Origin of the sequence: Bradyrhizobium sp. LA6.8 (genome assembly GCF_040547935.1) — a bacterium.
Taxonomy (GTDB): domain Bacteria; phylum Pseudomonadota; class Alphaproteobacteria; order Rhizobiales; family Xanthobacteraceae; genus Bradyrhizobium; species Bradyrhizobium barranii.
Window position 1 is genome coordinate 176,502 of sequence record NZ_JBEPQQ010000001.1, and the last position, 18,565, is coordinate 195,066.

Here is an 18,565-nt window from a genome sequence, read left to right on the forward strand (position 1 = left end):
CCCCGCCACCCCGCGCCTGCCGGGATCCTTCCGATGCCCGCTAGCTCGCTTGCCAACCGCCTGTTCCTGTCGGCGACGGCGTGGCTCGTGGTGATCCTGGCCATCACCGGGGTGGTGCTGTCGTCGGTCTACAAGAGCGCCACCGAGCGCGCCTTCGACCGCCGGCTCAATCTCTATCTGCGCACCCTCATCGCGGAGGTCGCGACGCCCGACGAGCCGCCGGACCGTCAATTCCAGTCGCTCGGCGAGCCCCTGTTCGAGCTGCCGCTGTCGGGCTGGTACTGGCAGATCACGCGGACCGATACCGAGAAGCCGGAGGTGCGCTCCTCGCGCTCGCTCTGGGACAAGAAGCTGCCGAAGCTGGAGGAGCAGGGCACCGAGCTGACCGCAGCCGGCATTCGCCTCGCCTATGTCGACGGGCCCGAGGGACAGAATCTCCGCATGGTGGAGCGGCCGGTCGATCTCGGTGCGGACGGCAAATATCTGGTCAGCGTCGCCGGCGACGACACCGAGATTTTCGACGAGACGCGGAGCTTCGACTACTACCTCGGCGGCACCTTCACCGCGCTCGGCATCGTGCTGCTGCTGACCACGGTGTTCCAGGTGAGGTTCGGTCTCGCGCCGCTCAAGCGCATCTCCGAGTCCATCGCCGACATCCGCTCCGGGCGGGCGGAGCGGCTCGAAGGCGAATTCCCGGTCGAGATCGCGCCATTGGCGCGCGAGACCAACGCGCTGATCGATGCCAATCGCGAGATCGTCGAGCGCGCGCGCACCCATGTCGGCAATCTCGCCCATGCGATCAAGACGCCGCTCTCGGTGATCGTGAACGAGGCCGGCACGCACGCCACCGAGCCGTTCGCAGCCAAGGTGATGGAGCAGGCGGACGTGATGCGCGACCAGCTCGCCCATCATCTGGAGCGCGCGCGCATCGCGGCACGCGTCTCGGTGGTGGCGACCGTGACGGAGGTCGCACCCGTCATCGAGGCGCTGCGGCGGACCATGGAGAAGATCCATCGCGATCGCGGGATCCTGGTCGAGGCCAAGGCCAATCCGTCCGCAAAGTTTCGCGGCGAGCGACAAGATCTGGAGGAGATGGTCGGCAATCTCGTCGACAATGCCTGCAAATGGGCGGCCTCGCAGGTCTTCATCGAGGTTCTGGTGGAAGCGCCGCACCAGGCGGGCGCCGGCCCGCGCCTGCGGATTATCGTCGACGACGATGGCCGCGGCCTGTCGGAGGCCGAGCGCGCCCAGGTCTCCCGGCGCGGCCAGCGGCTCGACGAGTCCAAGCCCGGCTCGGGGCTCGGCCTGTCCATCGTGACCGACCTCGCTGCGCTCTATGGCGGCAGCCTCTCGCTCGCGGGCGCCCCGACCGGTGGCCTGCGGGCGGAGCTGGTCCTTCCCGGAATATAATCCTTTGTTCCGGCACGACTATTTGGCTGGTCCGGTACCGATCCGGACCAAACCGGAGCTATTTCGAAGCGACTTCCTAAACGGCTTCTTAAGTGGGCCCCATCTATGATCGCGCAGGACGCATCCCACGTCTGCCATTTTATCGTGCATCACCCGGGCGCATGAGCCAGACATCGATCGAGCGGCTGAGGGAATATCTCGCGCAGCTCCCGCCGCAGTCGCAGGCGCTGCTGATGCGGGAGTTCGAGCGCGCGCTTGAGCGTGGCCAGGACACGGCGGTGGCGACCCTCGTGCTCGAGCAGCTGCGCAAGATCGTCCGCAAGACCGAAGTCGACGAGGCTGCGCCGCCGCGCACGGACGATCTGTCGCGGCTGTTGTTCCAGGTGCTGGAACCGTTCCTGGTCGAGACGGGCGCCCCTGTCAGGGTCGGCCAGATCCGTCGCTCGTCGCTGCATCCGATCTGGCAATGGCTCGGCCGCGATGGCGCCCCCGACAAGGTCAACGAATTCGAGGCGGTGCTGGCGCGCATGCCGGCTTCAGACAGTGCAGGGCAGGTCGAAGCCCTCGCCGCGAAGCTCCAGGCCGTGGCCGCGGATGCCATCTTCGGGTTGACGGGTCCCGGCGGCGGCGACAAGTCGCGCGCGCTCGCCCGTGTCGGCCCGCCCAACGTGATCGAGGACCTCTATTCGATCGGAGCGGTGCTTCAGGTCCGGGAAGCCATCGCTACGCTGAACGAGAAGCTGCCGCGCTTCCTGCGTACCTTCGGCGAAGCCCAGATCGCATCTGTGACGTCCACGCTCAACATTCCTGCGCTCCAGACGCCGCAGATGCTGGCCTTCGCGCTGTCGATGGTCGTGCAGCGGATGACCGCGCCGTGGCAGATCATCCGCCTCGCCATCAAGATTGCCGCGTCCGACGACGAGATCCGCGTCGCGGCGACGCCCTACGGCGTGGCCGTCACGATCGCTTTGCATGATTTGTCCTGCGTTGCGGCGATCCTGCGCATGGACATCAAGCGCGGCCATTTCGAGAACGTCGCCGACAATCTCAAGGCGCTGCATGACGGCGTGCGCGGTCTTCGCACCGAGCTCGATCTGCGTAACGATTCCGTCTGGGGCAAGCAGCTGACCTCGATCCGGGCCGACATCTCCAATGCGCTGCAATCGGAGATCGACAGCGTTCCCGGCCGCGTTCGCCGCATCCTGCGCCAGCGCGCCGAGAAGGACATTCCCCCGGGGGCGCGGATCGACAGCACCGAGGTCGAGGAAACCGCGGCACTGATCGATTTCGTCGCGACCTGCCGCAACTACGCGAGCGAGCTTGCGATCAACGAAGTGACGCTGCGCACCTATTCCGATCTCCAGCAATATGTCGAACGCTCAACCGAGCAGTTGGTGCAGTCGCTGCGTGCGGCCGATCACAAGGTCCGCACCTATCGGCAGCAGCAGGTCCAGGCCGCGATCCGCTTTTGCCAGGTGCTATTCGGCGATGATTATGCGTCGCTGATGAGCCGCGCCGCGGAGAACGCGGCCACGGGCGAGCGCAAATCGTCGCGGGCAAGCTGATCAAGCGCATTTTTTTGTGATCACAATTTGTGGTTGACGGTGCCGGTGGCGGGCCCTACGGTCGCCGTGCAAGATTTTGGAATTTCTATCTGTGGGCGCATGAAACCCCTTATCAGCTCCATCGAAATTGAAAACCGCGTCATTGTCGCCAAATACCAAAGGCTGATGGTTGGCGCGAAGGTGGTGCTGATCGAGAAGGCAAGCGGCCGCCAACTGCCTGAGACCGTCACCAGGGTTGCATCGCCCGTTCCCGTCGGGGCGTTGCGCATCAAATTGCCTGAAGCAATCGAGCCGGGAACATACTTCCTGAGGGCCTTCAACGGGCACGGCGAGGACGCCGCTCAAAGCGCGGACTTCGAGATCCGTTAAGCCGTTGGATTTTCACAGTTTCGGGACTGTGTGCGGTCGCGCCGAATTGACAATTGTCAATTGCCGCATCGTCCGGCCGTGGTGTAAAGCCACCTATGGGCGCGGTTCGCGCGCCGCCGGAAGCTTGCCAGATGACGCTATGGTTCGTGTTCGCGCTGATGACGGTCGCGGCGATTTTCGCCGTGCTTCTGCCGCTCGGCCGCAGCGGACGCGCGCAAAATCAGGGGAGCGAGGTCGCGGTTTACAAGGACCAGCTGGCCGAGATCGAGCGTGATCTCGCCGCAGGACTGATCGCCGCGCCGGAAGCCGAGGCCGCACGTGTCGAGATCAGCCGCAGGCTGCTAGCCGCGGCCGGGAGCGAGCCTGCATCGGAACCGACATCGAGCCTCAAATGGCGCCGCGCGGCGGCTGTGCTGGCGCTCGCCGGCCTGCCGCTCATTGCGATCGGCGTCTACATGCCGCTCGGCTCGCCCAGGCTCCAGGACTTTCCCCTGGCGCAGCGGGAGCGCGGGGCCGGGTCCGGCATGGCGCTCGAGAATCTCGTCGTGCAGGTCGAGCAGCATCTGGAAAAGAATCCGACCGACGGGCGCGGCTGGAACGTGCTCGCGCCGGTGCTGGTGCGGCTCGGCCGCTTCGACGATGCGGTGCGCGCCTATCGCAACTCGCTCACCTACAATGGCGAAAGTTCGGAGCGCCGGGCCGATCTCGGCGAGGCGATCGCGGCTGCTGCCGGCGGCGTGGTGACCGCCGAGGCCAAGACCGAATTCGAGCGCGCGCATGGGCTGAACGCGGACGATCCCAAGGCGAACTATTTCCTCGGGCTTGCCGCCGAGCAGGATGGCCGCAAGGACGACGCCGCCAACATCTGGCGCTCACTGCTGGCGAAAGCGCCGGCGGATGCGCCGTGGCGTCCTCTGGTGCAGACCTCGCTGGCGCGGGTCGGCGGCGGTGGCGCTACGATGCCGGCGCTGTCGGACGAGACGATCGCAGCCTCCAAGGACATGAACGAGGGCGATCGCAACGCAATGGTGCGCGGCATGGTCGAACGCCTGGCCACCCGGCTGAAGCAGAACGGCGATGATGTCGAGGGTTGGCTGCGCCTGGTGCGCGCCTATCTCGTGATGGGCGATCGTGACAGGGCAATGGGCGCATCGACCGACGCCCGACAGGCGGTCGCCAACGACGCCGCGCGGCTGCGCCAGCTCAACGAAGGCCTCAAGACTCTCGGGCTCGACGGATGACGATGTCGGGACGAGGCGAGCGGAGAACGGATACGCGATGACGCGCAAGCAGCGACGTATGACCATCATCGGCGGCTCCCTCGCGGTGCTCGCGCTTGCGGCCGCGCTCGTGCTCAACGCTCTGCGCGACTCCATCGTGTTCTTCTCGACGCCGACGATGGTCGCCGAAAAGCACGTCGAGCCCGGCAAGCGGTTTCGTCTCGGCGGCCTGGTGCAGCCCGGCTCGCTCCAGCGCGGCGATAATCTCGCCGTGACCTTCGAGGTTGCCGACGGTGGCGCCAAGCTGCCGGTCGCCTACAAGGGCATCCTGCCCGACCTGTTCCGTGAAGGGCAGGGCGTGGTCGCCGAAGGCGCGCTCGACGCCAACGGCGTGTTCAAGGCCGACACCGTGCTCGCCAAGCACGATGAGACCTACATGCCCAAGGAAGTCGCCGATGCCCTGAAGAAGCAGGGGCATTGGAAGGACGATTACGGCGCCAAGGCTTCTGATAGCGTCAAGCCCGCGGCGACGACCGCGCAGGGCAACCCGCAGGGAGCAGTGCGTTGATCGCGGAATCCGGACACTACGCGCTGGTGCTAGCCCTTGGCCTGGCGCTGATCCAGTCCATCGTGCCGCTGATCGGTGCGCGCTTGCGCGATGCCGCGCTGATGAACGTGGCGCGCTCCGCCGCGCTGGCGCAACTCCTGTTCGTCGGTGCGTCGTTCATCGCGCTCGTGATGCTTCACGTGAACTCGGATTTTTCCGTCGCCAACGTCTACGAGAACTCCCATTCGATGAAGCCGCTGATCTACAAGATCACCGGCGTGTGGGGGAACCATGAAGGCTCGATGCTGCTGTGGGTCTCGATCCTGGCGCTGTTCGGCGGAATGGTCGCCGCCTTCGGCAACAATCTGCCGCTGTCGCTGCGCGCGCATGTGCTGGCCGTGCAGGCATGGATCGCCAGTGCGTTCTATCTCTTCATCCTGGTCACATCGAATCCGTTCCTGCGCATCGCCAATCCGCCGATCGAGGGACGCGATCTCAATCCGGTGCTCCAGGACATCGGCCTCGCCGTGCATCCGCCGATGCTCTATCTCGGCTATGTCGGCTTCTCGATCTCGTTCTCCTTCGCTATCGCGGCGCTGATGGAGGGGCGGATCGACGCGGCGTGGGCGCGCTGGGTGCGGCCGTGGACGCTGGTGGCCTGGATCTTCCTGACCCTCGGCATCGCGATGGGCTCGTACTGGGCCTATTACGAGCTCGGCTGGGGCGGCTGGTGGTTCTGGGATCCGGTCGAGAACGCCTCGCTGATGCCGTGGCTCGCCGGCACGGCGCTGCTACACTCGGCGCTGGTGATGGAGAAGCGCAACGCGCTGAAGGTCTGGACTATCTTGCTGTCGATCCTGACCTTCTCGCTGTCGCTGCTCGGCACCTTCCTGGTGCGTTCGGGCGTCATCACCTCCGTGCACGCCTTCGCCACCGATCCGACGCGCGGCGTGTTCATTCTGCTGATCCTCTGCCTGTTCATCGGCGGCAGCCTGTCGCTGTTCGCAGCGCGCGCGACCTCGTTGAAGCAGGGCGGCCTGTTCGCACCGATCTCGCGCGAGGGCGCGCTGGTGTTGAACAATCTTTTGCTCAGCGTGGCCTGCGCGGTCGTGCTGTTCGGCACGCTCTATCCGCTGGCGACGGAAGCGCTCGACTTCAAGATATCGGTCGGCGCGCCCTTCTACAATCTCACCTTCGCCCCGCTATTCGCGTTGCTGCTGCTCGCGGTGCCGTTCGGGCCGATGCTGGCGTGGAAGCGCGGCGATCTGCTCGGCGTCACCCAGCGGCTGCTTGCGGCGGGCGTTGCCGCGCTCGTTGTGATCGCCATCGTCTGGGCCTGGACCCGTGGTGGCAGTGCGCTGGCACCATTGGCAATTGGGCTTGGAGTCTTCGTCATCGCCGGTGCCGTGACCGATCTGTCCGAACGGATCGGTTTGTTCCGCCTGCCGTTCGCAACGACGCTGCACCGGGCCCGCGGCCTGCCGCGTTCGGCCTGGGGTTCTGTGTTTGCCCATGCGGGCCTCGGCGTCGCGCTGATCGGGATCGTCTGCGAGACCACCTGGAACAGCGAGTATATCGCGACCATGAAGCAGAACGACGTTGCACACGTCGCCGGCTATGATCTCAAGCTCGACGGCCTGTCCCAGCGTCAGGGGCCGAACTTCCGCGAGATGATCGCCGAGTTCAACGTCAGCCGCGACGGTGAGAAGATCAGCGTCATGACGCCGTCCAAGCGCAACTTCACGACGCGCGGGTCCTCGACCACCGAGGCCGCATTGCTGACGCGCGGCGCGAGCCAGCTCTACGTTTCCCTCGGCGACGCGACTGCCGATGGCGCCATTGCGGTGCGCATCTATCACAAGCCGCTGGTGCTGCTGATCTGGTGGGGACCGGTGCTCATGGCCTTTGGCGGCATGCTGTCGCTGTCCGATCGGCGCCTGCGGGTCGGCGCACCGAAGCCGGCGCGGGCCAAGCAGCGCCTTCAGCCGGCGGAGTGATCCGATGCGGCGGATGATGGTCACGATCGTTGCGCTCATGCTGCTGGCTTTGCCCGCCGCCCACGCCGTGCAGCCCGACGAGATCATGTCGGATCCCACGAAGGAGGCACGCGCGCGCGACCTATCGCGCGAGCTGCGCTGCATGGTCTGCCAGAACCAGTCGATCGACGATTCCGACGCACCGCTGGCGCGCGATTTGCGGCTGCTGGTGCGCGAGCGGATCGCTGCCGGCGACAGCAATTCGCAGGTGCTCGACTTCCTGGTCGCGCGCTACGGCGAGTTCGTGCTGCTCAAGCCGCGCTTCGAGCGGCAGACCATCCTGTTGTGGCTGCTCGCGCCGCTGCTGCTGATCGGCGGCGGCCTGGCGCTCTGGCTGCAAATCCGCCGGCGCGCGCGAAGCGGTGCAGATCTACCAGCTCCGCCGCTCACTGCGGATGAAGAGGCGCGGCTCGCCGCCTTGATGTCGGACGAGACGAAGTCGTCCTAGGCTACGTAATGATACGTAGGCCGTCTGCCGCAGCCTGTTTCATGCTCTGTTGACCTTTGTCTGGAAGCTTGTCGCGAAATTCAATTCCAGACGTTTGAGTCCTCAGCCGATGTTTTCGAACAGCAATCTGACGATCCGCTTCCTGGTCGGTGCCGTCGTCGCTGCATTATTGTTCCTGCTGGGCATCGGCGGCGGCACCGGCTTCGTCGCGGTGCTCTACCTCAACAACGAGATCACCAGCCTGTCGTCGGATTTCGCCGCGCTGAGCGGCCCCGCGCGCGAGCATGCAATGCTGATCTACCAGCAGGCGCAGGCGGCATTCTCCTATTTTCTGATCGCCTGCGGCGTGATCGCGGTGGTCGCTGTCGCGATCTGCCTCACCACCTGGTTCGCTGTGCGCAACGGCATCCTCAATCCGCTGGCGGCGATTGTGCACGCCATGCGTGAGGTCGCCGATCAGAAATTCGAGACGCCTGTTCCGGGCCTCGGCGGTACCAACGAGATCGGCCTGCTCGCCGGCGCACTGGAAGTGTTCAAGACCAACGGCCTGGAGCGGCGGCGCCTCACCGAGCAGCAATTGCACGAAGCGCAGCATCAGGCCGAGCGGTCGAAATTCCTGGACGCCCGGATCAAGCGCTTCAACGATCTCGTTGCCAGCGTGGTCGACAGCGTGGCGTCCTCGGCCGCGCACCTGAAGAGCAATGCCGAAACGCTGTCACGTACGGCCAACGACACGAGCTCCAAGGCCAATGCGGTCGCGAGCGCGGCGAACCAGGCCAGCGCCAGCGTGCAGATCGTCGCGGGCTCGGCCGAGGAGATGACGAACTCGATCGGCACGATCAGCCGCCGCGTCACCGACGCGACGCAGCGTGCCGAAGGCGCGGCGACGCAGGCCGAGAAGAGCCGCGACACCATCCACACGCTGTCGGATGCCGCCGACAAGATCGGCGAGGTCGTGCAGCTCGTGCAGGCGATCGCCTCGCAGACCAACCTGCTGGCGCTCAACGCCACCATCGAGGCGGCGCGGGCAGGGGACGCCGGCAAGGGTTTTGCCGTGGTTGCCTCCGAAGTGAAGAGCCTCGCGCACCAGACCAGCAAGGCGACGGAGGAGATCACCTCGCACGTCGTCAGCATCCAGGGCATCACCGCGGAGACGCGCGGCGCGATCGACGGCATCTCGAAGACGCTGTCGGAGATCTCGTCGATCATGTCGGGCATCGAGGTCGACACCGCCCAGCAGCGCAACGCCACGCAGGACATCACCCGCAGCGCGCAGGATGCCGCGCATGGAACGCTGGACGTCTCCAACCACATCGTCCAGATCACCTCGACGTCGGCGGAGACCGGCCGCATGGCGGCCGAAGCGCGCGATTCCGCCGTCGATCTGTCGCAGCAGGCCGAAACCCTGAAGCGTGAAGTCGACGAATTCATCGTCAGCGTGAGGGCGAGCTGATCTCGCCAAAGGCGTGTTCGACGCTCGTCAGGGGAACTCGATTAAGTTCCTGTAAGGCCACGACTTTCGGCGTGCGATAAACTGCCGCAACGGCGCGACCCTTCATTACAAAAGTTTAACCCCGCCGCCAGCGCACGGTAAGGCGGGAGCCCCCATCTTCATGTCCGTAACGTGCTGCCATCCGGCACCGAAAGAATTCAAGGCCTTGGAGATTCCTGCATGACCGACCGTCCCGACCTCACGAACCTTCCGTCCTACCGGCCGCCCCGCCGGTCGGTTTTCTCCGCGCGCAGGATCGCGCTGATGGCTTCGGTCGTCGCTGGCCTCGGGATTGCCGTCCACGGCTTCAGCCCGTCGACCTCGCCGAGCGAGCTGTTCTCCAGCCCGGCGCATGCGCAGGTCAACAACGAGGTCCGGAAGGTTGAGCGTCCGGTCGGGTTCGCCGACATCGTCGAGCGCGTGAAACCGTCGGTGATCTCGGTGAAGGTCAACATCAAGGAGAAGACCGCAAGCAACGACGATGGCGACGATTCCTCCTCGCCGTTCCAGCCGGGCTCGCCGATGGAGCGCTTCTTCCGCCGCTTCGGCGGTCCGGATGGTTTCCCGGGCCAGAAGGGTGGCCGCGGCCGCGTCGTGCAGGGCCAGGGCTCCGGCTTCTTCATCTCCGCCGACGGTTTTGCCGTGACCAACAACCACGTGGTCGACGGCGCCGACAAGGTCGAGGTCACGACCGACGACGGCAAGACCTATACCGCCAAGGTGATCGGCACCGACCAGCGCACTGACCTCGCCCTCATCAAGGTCGAGGGCAGCTCGAACTTCCCGTTCGCCAAGCTCGCCGACAGCAAGCCGCGGATCGGCGACTGGGTGCTCGCGGTCGGCAATCCCTTCGGCCTCGGCGGCACCGTGACTGCGGGCATCGTCTCGGCCAGCGGCCGCGACATCGGCAACGGTCCCTATGACGACTTCATCCAGATCGATGCGCCCGTGAACAAGGGCAATTCCGGTGGTCCCGCTTTCGACACCAACGGCGAGGTGATGGGCGTCAATACCGCGATCTACTCGCCCTCCGGCGGCAGCGTCGGCATCGCGTTCTCGATTCCGGCGAGCACCGTGAAGAGCGTGGTGGCCCAGCTCAAGGACAAGGGTTCGGTCAGCCGCGGCTGGATCGGCGTGCAGATTCAGCCTGTCACCTCCGACATCGCCGACAGCCTCGGCATGAAGAAGGCCGAAGGCGCGCTGGTTGCTGAGCCGCAGGCGAACGGTCCGGCGGCCAAGGCCGGCATCGAGTCCGGTGACGTCATCACCTCGGTCAACGGCGAATCCGTCAAGGACGCCCGTGAACTCGCCCGCACCATCGGCGGCATGGCGCCCGGCGCGACCGTGAAGCTCAACGTGTTGCACAAGGGCCAGGACAAGGTCGTGAACCTCACCCTCGGCCAGCTGCCGAACACGATCGAGGCCAAGGCCGACACCGACAAGGATAGCGGCAAGGGTGCGAGCCGTGGCACCGACGTGCCCAAGCTCGGCATGACCGTCGCGCCCGCCGACTCAGTGGCCGGCGCCGGCAAGGAAGGTGTCGTGGTCACCGAAGTCGATCCGAAGAGCGCCGCGGCCGAACGCGGCTTCAAGGAAGGCGACGTCATTCTCGAAGTCGGCGGCAAGAGCGTGAGCACCGCCGGCGAAGTCCGCGACGCCATCAACACGGCGCGGACCGACAACAAGAACAGCGTCCTGATGCGCGTGAAGAGCGGCGGCCAGTCGCGCTTCGTCGCCGTGCCCATCGCCAAGGGCTAAGCCGTCAGGAGGTCTACGAGATGAGGGGTGTCGCCGGCATCAGTCGCCCCCGCCGCCGACGCCCTTCGGGGGAGCAGCATAAGGCCCGCTCCCCCAGCCTACCTTCCGGTGGAATTACGCCCCCCTCCGTCGGAAGGCCTAGGGCGGTGAGGTCCCCCCAGCTTCACCGCCCGCCTTTTTGCCTACCCAAGTCCCGTTTGCTTGGCTTGCATGCGATTGCCGCTCGCGCCATGTTCAGGAAAGGTTGACCCCCTTGACCGCCGCCGAACGCACGATGCGCCTCCTCATCATCGAAGACGACCGCGAATCCGCCGACTATCTCGTGAAGGCGTTTCGTGAAGTCGGACACATTGCCGACCACGCCGCCGACGGCGAGGAAGGCCTCGCCATGGCCGAGAGCGGCGATTACGACGTGCTGGTGGTCGACCGCATGCTGCCCAAGCGTGACGGCCTGTCCCTGATCGGCGCGTTGCGCGACAAGGGCGACTCGTCGCCGGTGCTGATTCTCTCCGCGCTCGGGCAGGTCGACGATCGCATCAAGGGCCTGCGCGCCGGCGGCGACGACTATCTGCCGAAGCCCTATTCCTTTGCCGAGCTGCTGGCCCGGGTCGAGGTGCTGTCGCGGCGCCGCGGTGGTCCGGCCGAGGACACGCTCTACCGCGTCGGCGATCTCGAGCTCGACCGGCTCTCCCATCGCGTCGCCCGCGGCAAGGACGAGCTGACGCTCCAGCCGCGCGAATTCCGCCTGCTCGAATACCTCATGAAGCATGCCGGCCAGGTGGTGACGCGCACCATGCTGCTGGAGAACGTCTGGGACTACCATTTCGATCCGCAGACCAACGTGATCGACGTGCACATTTCGCGGCTGCGCTCCAAGATCGACAAGGGTTTTGAGCGGCCGCTGCTGCACACGATCCGCGGCGCCGGATACATGATCCGGGATGGGATACGTTAAAGCTCTGGATGCTCTTCAATACGCAAGGCACTGAGCCAGAAGAATTTTTGAAGCTTCCCCGGAAACGGCGGGGTCGATGAGAAATTCAGCGGTCGCGGCTTTGCGAGCCGCCGCGCATCAAGAGCGTGGTCAGGATTAGATGAAGGACGACTGCCGGCCACAGAAGGACGCCGCTCAATCCACCTGCGAAACCGAGGTAGGCCAAATATAGGGTGATGGCTCCGTTGTAGATCAACATGCCCGGCAGTGGCGGCCACCCTGGCCAACAGGCGATCCCCAAGGCAATCAGCGCAATGCCGGCGACACGCGCGACCGGCGTTGCGACACCGGAAAGCTGCTCGCCCAGCAACAATTGGCCAACCAGCGACGGCGCGATCAGCAGCGCCAATCCCGTTGCAGCTTCGCTGATGGCGGCGAACGCCAATGCGCCTTTCATTTCTTGCCAATGTTCGCGGGTGGCTTTTGAGACTTCGACTCTTCAATGGGATCTGGCTCCGGCGCCGACATAGGTCCAAGTTCTGCCTTGGCTTGCGCCGGGTCCTTCAACTCAGGTCCGAGCTTGAACGTCAGCTTGTTGATCTTGCCCGTGAACTTGAACGGAGGATCGTAGCGATACTCGAGCATCGCGACCCCGGTGCGGGTGTCCTGGCCGACGTCGAAGGTCTCGTCCTCCGGGAACGTGATGGGCGTACCGTGTTCTATGGATTTCCGGTCTACTTCCTTGCCATCCACTGAAAGTACGCCTGTACCGCCCTTGCCCAATCCCGGCCCATCCGACTTGAAGTCGAAGACGATGGTGTGCTTGCCCGCGGTCAACTCCGGTCCCGACCAGACCGTGCGCTTGAGGTTGAGCAGGTTGTAGAGGAACACGGGCTTACCCCGCCGAAGGCCCGCCACACCCTTGCTTAGAAGTAGCCCGTAGCCGCCGAAACGTCCGCCTTCGGTGACGATCATCCCTTCAGCGCCGCCGTTGGGAATCTCAACCTCGGCGGTGATGGTATAGGACTTGTTGAGGATGCTCGGCGCGGCGCTAGCCGGCACACCGGTCAGTTCGCCCGAATAGGTGAATACCGTCTGCCCGGCCGTCAGGCTTGGGCGCGGCGTATTCCAACGCGCGAGCGTCGTGTTATCGAGCGGCAGCACGTTGTACTTCTTCGCCTCGACATCAAAGACGGCTTGCAGCTCCTTGACCTTCTCCGGCATTTTGGCGGCCAGATCATTGAACTGGGTGGGGTCTTCCTGGACGTTGTAGAGCTCCCACTTGTATCCCGTGATCACATCGGGCGGGGGCGCGCTGCTTAGCTCCCATGGAAGCGTGATCGGCGTCGTGGCCGCCACCCACCCATCGTGATAGATGGAGCGATTGCCGAGCATCTCGAAATATTGGGTCGTGTGCGTCGTCCTGGCATTGGCGTTCGCCTTGTTCCAGGTGTACGCCATACTCACCCCTTCCATGGGGCTCTGTTTGATACCGTCGATCGTGTCAGGTTGCGAAATGCCGGTTGCTTCGAGGATGGTCGGAGCAATATCGATGACGTGATGGAATTGGCGACGGATTCCTCCCACATCGTTGATATGGCCGGGCCAGGACATGGCGACGCCTTGGGCGGTCCCGCCGAAATGCGACGGCACCTGCTTGACCCACTTGAATGGAGTGTCCATCGCCCACGCCCAGGGCGCGGCATAATGCGGGAAAGTCTTGTCCGAGCCCCAGAACGGGTACCAGAGGTACTGCGCCTTCACCGGCACCGGGACACCATTGAAGGTCGTGAACTCGTTCGGCGTACCGTTGATCATGCCTTCGGCGCTCGCACCGTTGTCACCGCCGATGTAGATGATCAAGGTGTTGTTGAGTTCACCGAGGTCTTCGACCGCCCGGATGACCCGACCGATCTCGTTGTCGGCGTAAGCGAGGTAGGCGCCATAGACATCGGCTTGCTTGATGAAGAGCTTCTTCTCCAGCTCGCCCAGGGAATCCCACTGCGGCAATTCTTTCGGCCACGGCGTCAGTTGGGCGTTTTCGGGCATGATGCCCAAACGCTTCTGGTTGGCGAAAATCTTCTCCCGCACCTTGTTCCATCCATCGTCGAACAAGTGCATATCGCTGATCTTCTTGATCCACTCCGGTGTTGGATGATGTGGCGCATGGGTTGCGCCAGGTACGTAATAGACAAAGAACGGCTTTTCAGGCGCAATTTCCTTCAGCTGCTTGATGTGCTGGATAGCCTCGTCGGCCATGGCCGTCTCCAGGTTCCAGCTGGGATTGTCCTGGAAGGGATAGATGGCCGTCGTGTTGCGAAACAGATTTGGTTGCCACTGGCTGGCGTCGCCGCCGACAAAGCCGTAAAAATATTCGAATCCCATGCCGTTTGGCCATTGATTGAACGGCCCTGCCTGGCTCGACTGGAACGAGGGTGTGTTGTGGTCCTTGCCGAACCACGAGGTGGCGTACCCGTTCGCCTTCAGGATGGTGCCGACGGTGCCTTTCTCGATCGGAATAATGGAATCGTAACCCGGGAACCCAGTCGATATTTCGCCGACGACTCCGAAGCCGACCGAATGATGATTGCGGCCGGTGATGAGCGCCGCCCGCGTCGGTGAGCACAGCGAGGTGGAATGAAAATTGGTGTAGCGCAGGCCCTGCGCGGCGATACGATCCATCGCGGGCGTGGGGACAACGCCGCCGAAGGTGCTCGGCGCTCCGAAACCCTGGTCGTCGGTCATGATGAGCAACAGATTGGGCGCGCCCTTCGGCGGTACGACACGCGGTGCCCACCACGCCTTCGACTCCGAGGCTCTCTCGTTGATGACCCCTCCGAATTCTGGAGGCGGCGGCGGAAGCAGCTTGCCGTCAATTGTCGTCGTGGCTGCGGGCGAGCCTGGGGTACCCGTGACCTGCTGAGCCGACGCGGAGATGCAACCGAGGGCGAGAACACTTGCTGTGGTCGCAAGGGTGCGGCAACGGGTTTTCATATTCCGACCTCCCGCAGTCCATTTGGCGGGTTGAGGCTGTCACCGCTAACCGATACCTGCTTGATTTAGGTCAAATGTGCCGGTTGGGCTGGGCCAGAGATCCCGATACCATCCCGCCGGATTCGCGGCCGTCTCACCGTTCCCGCAAGCTCTCCTGCCCATACCGGATCAGCGGCGACACCAGATAGCTGATGATCTTCCTTGTGCCGGTCTTGATCTCGACGGTTACGGCCATGCCGGGCGCGAGGTTGACGGTGCGGCCGTCGATGTCCATTTGCGAGCGGTCGAGCGAGACGCGGGCGGAGTAAACCAGCTCCTGGCCCTTGGGTTCACTGGATGATGTGTCGGTGCCGGCCGGCGTGTCGCCGGGCTTTTCCGGCGGTTTCTGGCGGATGATGGCGTCCTGGGAGACGCTGAGCACCTTGCCCTGGCGCAGGCCGTAGCGGGTGAAGCTGAAGGTGTCGACCTTGATCGCGGCGTCCTCGCCGGGGTTGACGAAGCCGATGTCGCGGTTCGAGATCATCGCCTCGATCTCGAGGCCGCCGCTGGTGGGCACCACCACCATCAGCGTCTGAGCCGGCGTCACCACGCCGCCGACCGAGTGCACGGCGAGCTGCTGGACGATGCCGTCCTCCTGCGCGGCGAGGCGGAGCAGGCTGGTGCGCTGCTCGGCCTTGACGATGTCCTGGCGCAGGCCAGCCGCCTTCTGCTCGGCTTTCGCAAGCTCGTCGAACAGGCCGCGCTGATATTCCGCCTCGGTGCGCCGCAGCGTCTCCTCGATGCCTCCAACGGCGGCATCGGCCTCGGCATAGTGGCTCTTCTGGACCAGCAATTCCTGCTGTTGCGCGACCAGGTCCTGCGTTTCCGTGAGGTATTGCAGTTTGGAGCCGAACTCGCGGTCGACGAGATATTTTCGCACATCGACCCGCTGCTGCATGATGGGAATGAGCGCGCTGATCTTGCCGATCGTGGCCTCGCTGGTCGAACGCTCCGCTTTCTTCTGCGTGCCCTGCCATTCGAGCGAGGTGATCTTGGACGCCTGCTCGGCGGCCTGCGAGGCCAGGAAACGCTTTGCGGTGCGGATCTGATCGGAGGTCGCGCGCGCGGGCGCGATGAATTTGGCTGGATCGCCGCCGGCAAGTGCGGCGTGCAGGCGTGCGATGTCGAGCTCGCTCGCCAGCAGATCGCTCTGGAGATGGCCGAGCTCGGCCTGGCTCATGGTGGGATCGAGCTCGATCAGGAGGTCGCCGGCCTTGACGCGCTGACCGTCCTGCACGTGGATGGCGCGCACGACCGCGGTCTCGAACGGCTGGATCACCTTGGTGCGGCCGTCGGGGACGATCTTGCCGGTCGCGGTCGCGATGATGTCGACGGTGCCGATGCTGGCCCACACCAGGGCAATCAGAAACACCGCCGAGATCGACGCGGAGATGGCGCGGCCGATCGGCGAGGGCGGGGTCTCCACGATCTCGAGCGCCGCAGGGAGGAACGCCAGCTCGTCGCGCGTGCGCGTCGGGCTGCGCAGCGACGCCACCATTGCCTTAGCCGACTTCATGGATGCCTGCCTGGACACGGTGCAACGTGGCGTAACGGCCGCCGCTGCGGATCAGCTGGTCGTGCGAACCGTCCTCGACGATGCGGCCACGCTCCACGGTGATGATGCGGTCCGCGGTGCGCACGGTCGACAGACGGTGGGCGATGATCAGCACGGTACGGCCCGCCGTGATCTCGCGCATGTTGTGCTGGATGATGCGCTCGCTTTCATAGTCGAGCGCGCTCGTTGCTTCGTCGAAGATAAGAACGCGCGGATTGGTCGTCAGCGCGCGTGCGATCGCGATGCGCTGGCGCTGGCCGCCGGACAGCGTGCTACCGCGCTCGCCGATGACGGTGTCGTAGCCATCCTGGAGTTCGAGGATGAAATCGTGTGCGCCGGCGAGCTTTGCCGCGGCCACGACGCGCTCCATCGGCAGCGCGGGGTCGGCCAGCGCAATGTTGTCGCGCACCGAGCGGTTGAACAGCATGTTCTCCTGGAGCACGACGCCGACCTGCCGGCGCAGCCAGGTCGGGTCGACCGCCGCAAGGTCATTGCCGTCGACCAGCACGCGGCCGCTCTCGGGGAGATAGAGCCGCTGGATCAGTTTTCCGAGCGTGCTCTTGCCGGAGCCGGAGGTGCCGACGATACCGACGATCTGGCCGGCCGGAATCTTCAGGGTGATGTCGTTCAGAATCTGCGGTCCGTCGACGCGGTAGCGGAAGCCGACATGCTCGAAGGTGATGTCGCCACGGATTGCAGGCAACGCCGCGCGACCCGGGCGATGGGTCGGCTCGGGCACGGTGTTGAGGATGTCGCCGAGCCGCTCGACCGACAGCCGCGCCTGGTGGAAATCCTGCCAGAGCTGGGCGAGCCGCAGCACCGGCGCGGTGACCCGTCCCGACAGCATGTTGAAGGCGACGAGCTCGCCGACTGTGAGGTTACCGTCGATGACCAGCTTGGCGCCGAAATAGAGCAGGATCGCCATGTTGATCTTGCTGACGAACTGAACGGCCTGGCTTGCAACATTGCCGAGATTGACCACGCGAAAACTCGAGGCGACGTAGCCGGCAAGCTGCTCTTCCCAGCGCTTCTGCATCTGCGGCTCGACCGCCATCGCCTTCAAGGTCTCGACGCCGGTGACGCTCTCGACAAGGAACGACTGGTTCTCCGCGCCGCGCTTGAACTTCTCGTCGAGACGGTAGCGGAACAGCGGCGTGGCGCCGGCCGAGATGACGATGTAGAGCGGGAACGACGCCAGCACGATCGCGGTCAGCAGCGGCGAGTAGAACGCCATCAGGCCGAGGAAGACGAAGGTGAAGAACAGGTCGATCACCAGCGTCAGCGCCGAGCCGGTGATGAAGTTGCGCAGGTTCTCCAGCTCGCGCACCCGCGCGACCGTGTCGCCGACCCGCCGCGCCTGGAAATAGGACAGCGGCAGCGCCAGCAGGTGGTGGAACAGCCGCGCGCCGAGCTCGACGTCGATGCGGTTGGTCGTGTGCGAGAACAGGTAGGTGCGGAGCGCGCCGAGCACGACCTCGAAGATCGAGATCGCGACGATGCCGGCGACCAGCACATCCAGCGTGCCGAGGCTGCGATGCACCAGCACCTTGTCGATCACCACCTGGAAGAACAGCGGCGACACCAGCGCGAAGATCTGGAGGAAGAACGAGGCGAGCAGCACTTCGCCGAGCAGGCCGCGATAGCGGTTGACCGCGCCCATGAACCAGGTGATGTCGAAGCGCCGCGACAGATCGGCGAGGCCGGCGCGCTTGGTCATCAGCACGATGCGGCCGTCCCAGAGCACCTCGAACTGCGCCTTCGTCAGCATCTGCGGCCGCGGCGAGCCTGGATATTGCACGATGGCCTTGCCGTCGCCGGCCTTGCCGAGGATCAGGAAGCCGCCGTCGCGCAAGGGGACAATAGCGGGCAGGGGCGTCTTGTCGAGCCGGTCCCAGCTCGTCTTCACCACGCGCGCCTTGATGTTGAACTGCCTGGTACAGCGCAGCATCTCGGTGGTGCCGATCACGGTGACGCCGAGCTGATGGCGGAGCTGCTCCGGCTCGGCGGGCACACCGAGGAATTGGAGCATCATGACGAGCGCGGTCAGGCCGGGGTCGGCCGGCGGCTTCGGCACTGCCTGCACCGGCGGCTCCTTCGGCAGCTCTTTGGCGGCCGGGTCGCGTGAAATGGTCTCGTTCGGGCTCATTGGAAGCAAATATCCGCGGTCATCGGGTCCGGACGATTTCACGGACGGGTGT

14 protein-coding genes are annotated in these 18,565 nt (G+C 64.9%); 10 read left to right on the forward strand and 4 right to left on the reverse strand.

The window, feature by feature from the left end:
• Positions 1-33 precede the first annotated feature (33 nt).
• The 10 genes from ABIA90_RS00790 to ABIA90_RS00835 all read left to right on the forward strand — a co-directional run bounded on the left by ABIA90_RS00790 (position 34) and on the right by ABIA90_RS00835 (position 11,800).
• A complete protein-coding gene (locus tag ABIA90_RS00790; protein ID WP_354116931.1) occupies positions 34-1,410 on the forward strand; it encodes an ATP-binding protein in 1,377 nt (458 codons plus the stop codon).
• A 161-nt stretch (positions 1,411-1,571) separates the two neighbouring features.
• Positions 1,572-2,975 carry a hypothetical protein gene (locus ABIA90_RS00795; RefSeq protein WP_354116932.1) on the forward strand — a complete coding sequence of 468 codons (1,404 nt, stop codon included), beginning with the start codon at positions 1,572-1,574 and terminating at the stop codon, positions 2,973-2,975.
• A gap of 99 nt (positions 2,976-3,074) precedes the next feature.
• Positions 3,075-3,344, forward strand: a complete 270-nt coding sequence (locus ABIA90_RS00800) for a hypothetical protein (protein ID WP_028149902.1) — start codon at positions 3,075-3,077, stop codon at positions 3,342-3,344.
• 131 nt (positions 3,345-3,475) lie between these two features.
• Entirely contained in the window at positions 3,476-4,585 is a 1,110-nt protein-coding gene (gene ccmI, locus ABIA90_RS00805) for a c-type cytochrome biogenesis protein CcmI (protein WP_354116933.1), read from the forward strand.
• 37 nt (positions 4,586-4,622) lie between these two features.
• A complete protein-coding gene (gene ccmE, locus ABIA90_RS00810) occupies positions 4,623-5,132 on the forward strand; it encodes a cytochrome c maturation protein CcmE (protein ID WP_063984547.1) in 510 nt (169 codons plus the stop codon).
• On the forward strand, positions 5,129-7,108 hold the full coding sequence (locus ABIA90_RS00815) for a heme lyase CcmF/NrfE family subunit (RefSeq protein WP_354116934.1): 1,980 nt from the start codon (positions 5,129-5,131) through the stop codon (positions 7,106-7,108). The genes ccmE and ABIA90_RS00815 overlap by 4 nt, the downstream gene beginning before the upstream one ends.
• A gap of 4 nt (positions 7,109-7,112) precedes the next feature.
• Complete coding sequence (locus ABIA90_RS00820; RefSeq protein WP_354116935.1) at positions 7,113-7,595, forward strand: cytochrome c-type biogenesis protein; 483 nt, start codon at positions 7,113-7,115, stop codon at positions 7,593-7,595.
• A gap of 109 nt (positions 7,596-7,704) precedes the next feature.
• Positions 7,705-9,048 (forward strand): methyl-accepting chemotaxis protein, encoded by a 1,344-nt coding sequence (locus tag ABIA90_RS00825; protein WP_354116936.1) that lies wholly within the window; start codon positions 7,705-7,707, stop codon positions 9,046-9,048.
• Between the two features lie 219 nt (positions 9,049-9,267).
• Positions 9,268-10,845, forward strand: a complete 1,578-nt coding sequence (locus ABIA90_RS00830; RefSeq protein ID WP_028149896.1) for a Do family serine endopeptidase — start codon at positions 9,268-9,270, stop codon at positions 10,843-10,845.
• Positions 10,846-11,119: 274 nt separating this feature from the next.
• Positions 11,120-11,800 carry a response regulator transcription factor gene (locus ABIA90_RS00835; RefSeq protein ID WP_063986547.1) on the forward strand — a complete coding sequence of 227 codons (681 nt, stop codon included), beginning with the start codon at positions 11,120-11,122 and terminating at the stop codon, positions 11,798-11,800.
• A gap of 85 nt (positions 11,801-11,885) precedes the next feature.
• On the opposite strand, the gene ABIA90_RS00840 is transcribed toward ABIA90_RS00835, so the two are convergent.
• The 4 genes from ABIA90_RS00840 to ABIA90_RS00855 form a co-directional block, all read right to left on the reverse strand.
• On the reverse strand, positions 11,886-12,224 hold the full coding sequence (locus ABIA90_RS00840; RefSeq protein WP_354122417.1) for a hypothetical protein: 339 nt from the start codon (positions 12,222-12,224) through the stop codon (positions 11,886-11,888).
• Positions 12,225-12,232: 8 nt separating this feature from the next.
• Positions 12,233-14,773 (reverse strand): arylsulfatase, encoded by a 2,541-nt coding sequence (locus tag ABIA90_RS00845; protein ID WP_354116937.1) that lies wholly within the window; start codon positions 14,771-14,773, stop codon positions 12,233-12,235.
• A 133-nt stretch (positions 14,774-14,906) separates the two neighbouring features.
• The gene (locus ABIA90_RS00850; RefSeq protein ID WP_354116938.1) at positions 14,907-16,328 is read right to left on the reverse strand and encodes an HlyD family type I secretion periplasmic adaptor subunit; all 1,422 of its coding nucleotides are present in this window, start codon (positions 16,326-16,328) and stop codon (positions 14,907-14,909) included.
• On the reverse strand, positions 16,315-18,513 hold the full coding sequence (locus ABIA90_RS00855; RefSeq protein WP_354116939.1) for a type I secretion system permease/ATPase: 2,199 nt from the start codon (positions 18,511-18,513) through the stop codon (positions 16,315-16,317). The genes ABIA90_RS00850 and ABIA90_RS00855 overlap by 14 nt, the downstream gene beginning before the upstream one ends.
• Positions 18,514-18,565: the final 52 nt, after the last annotated feature.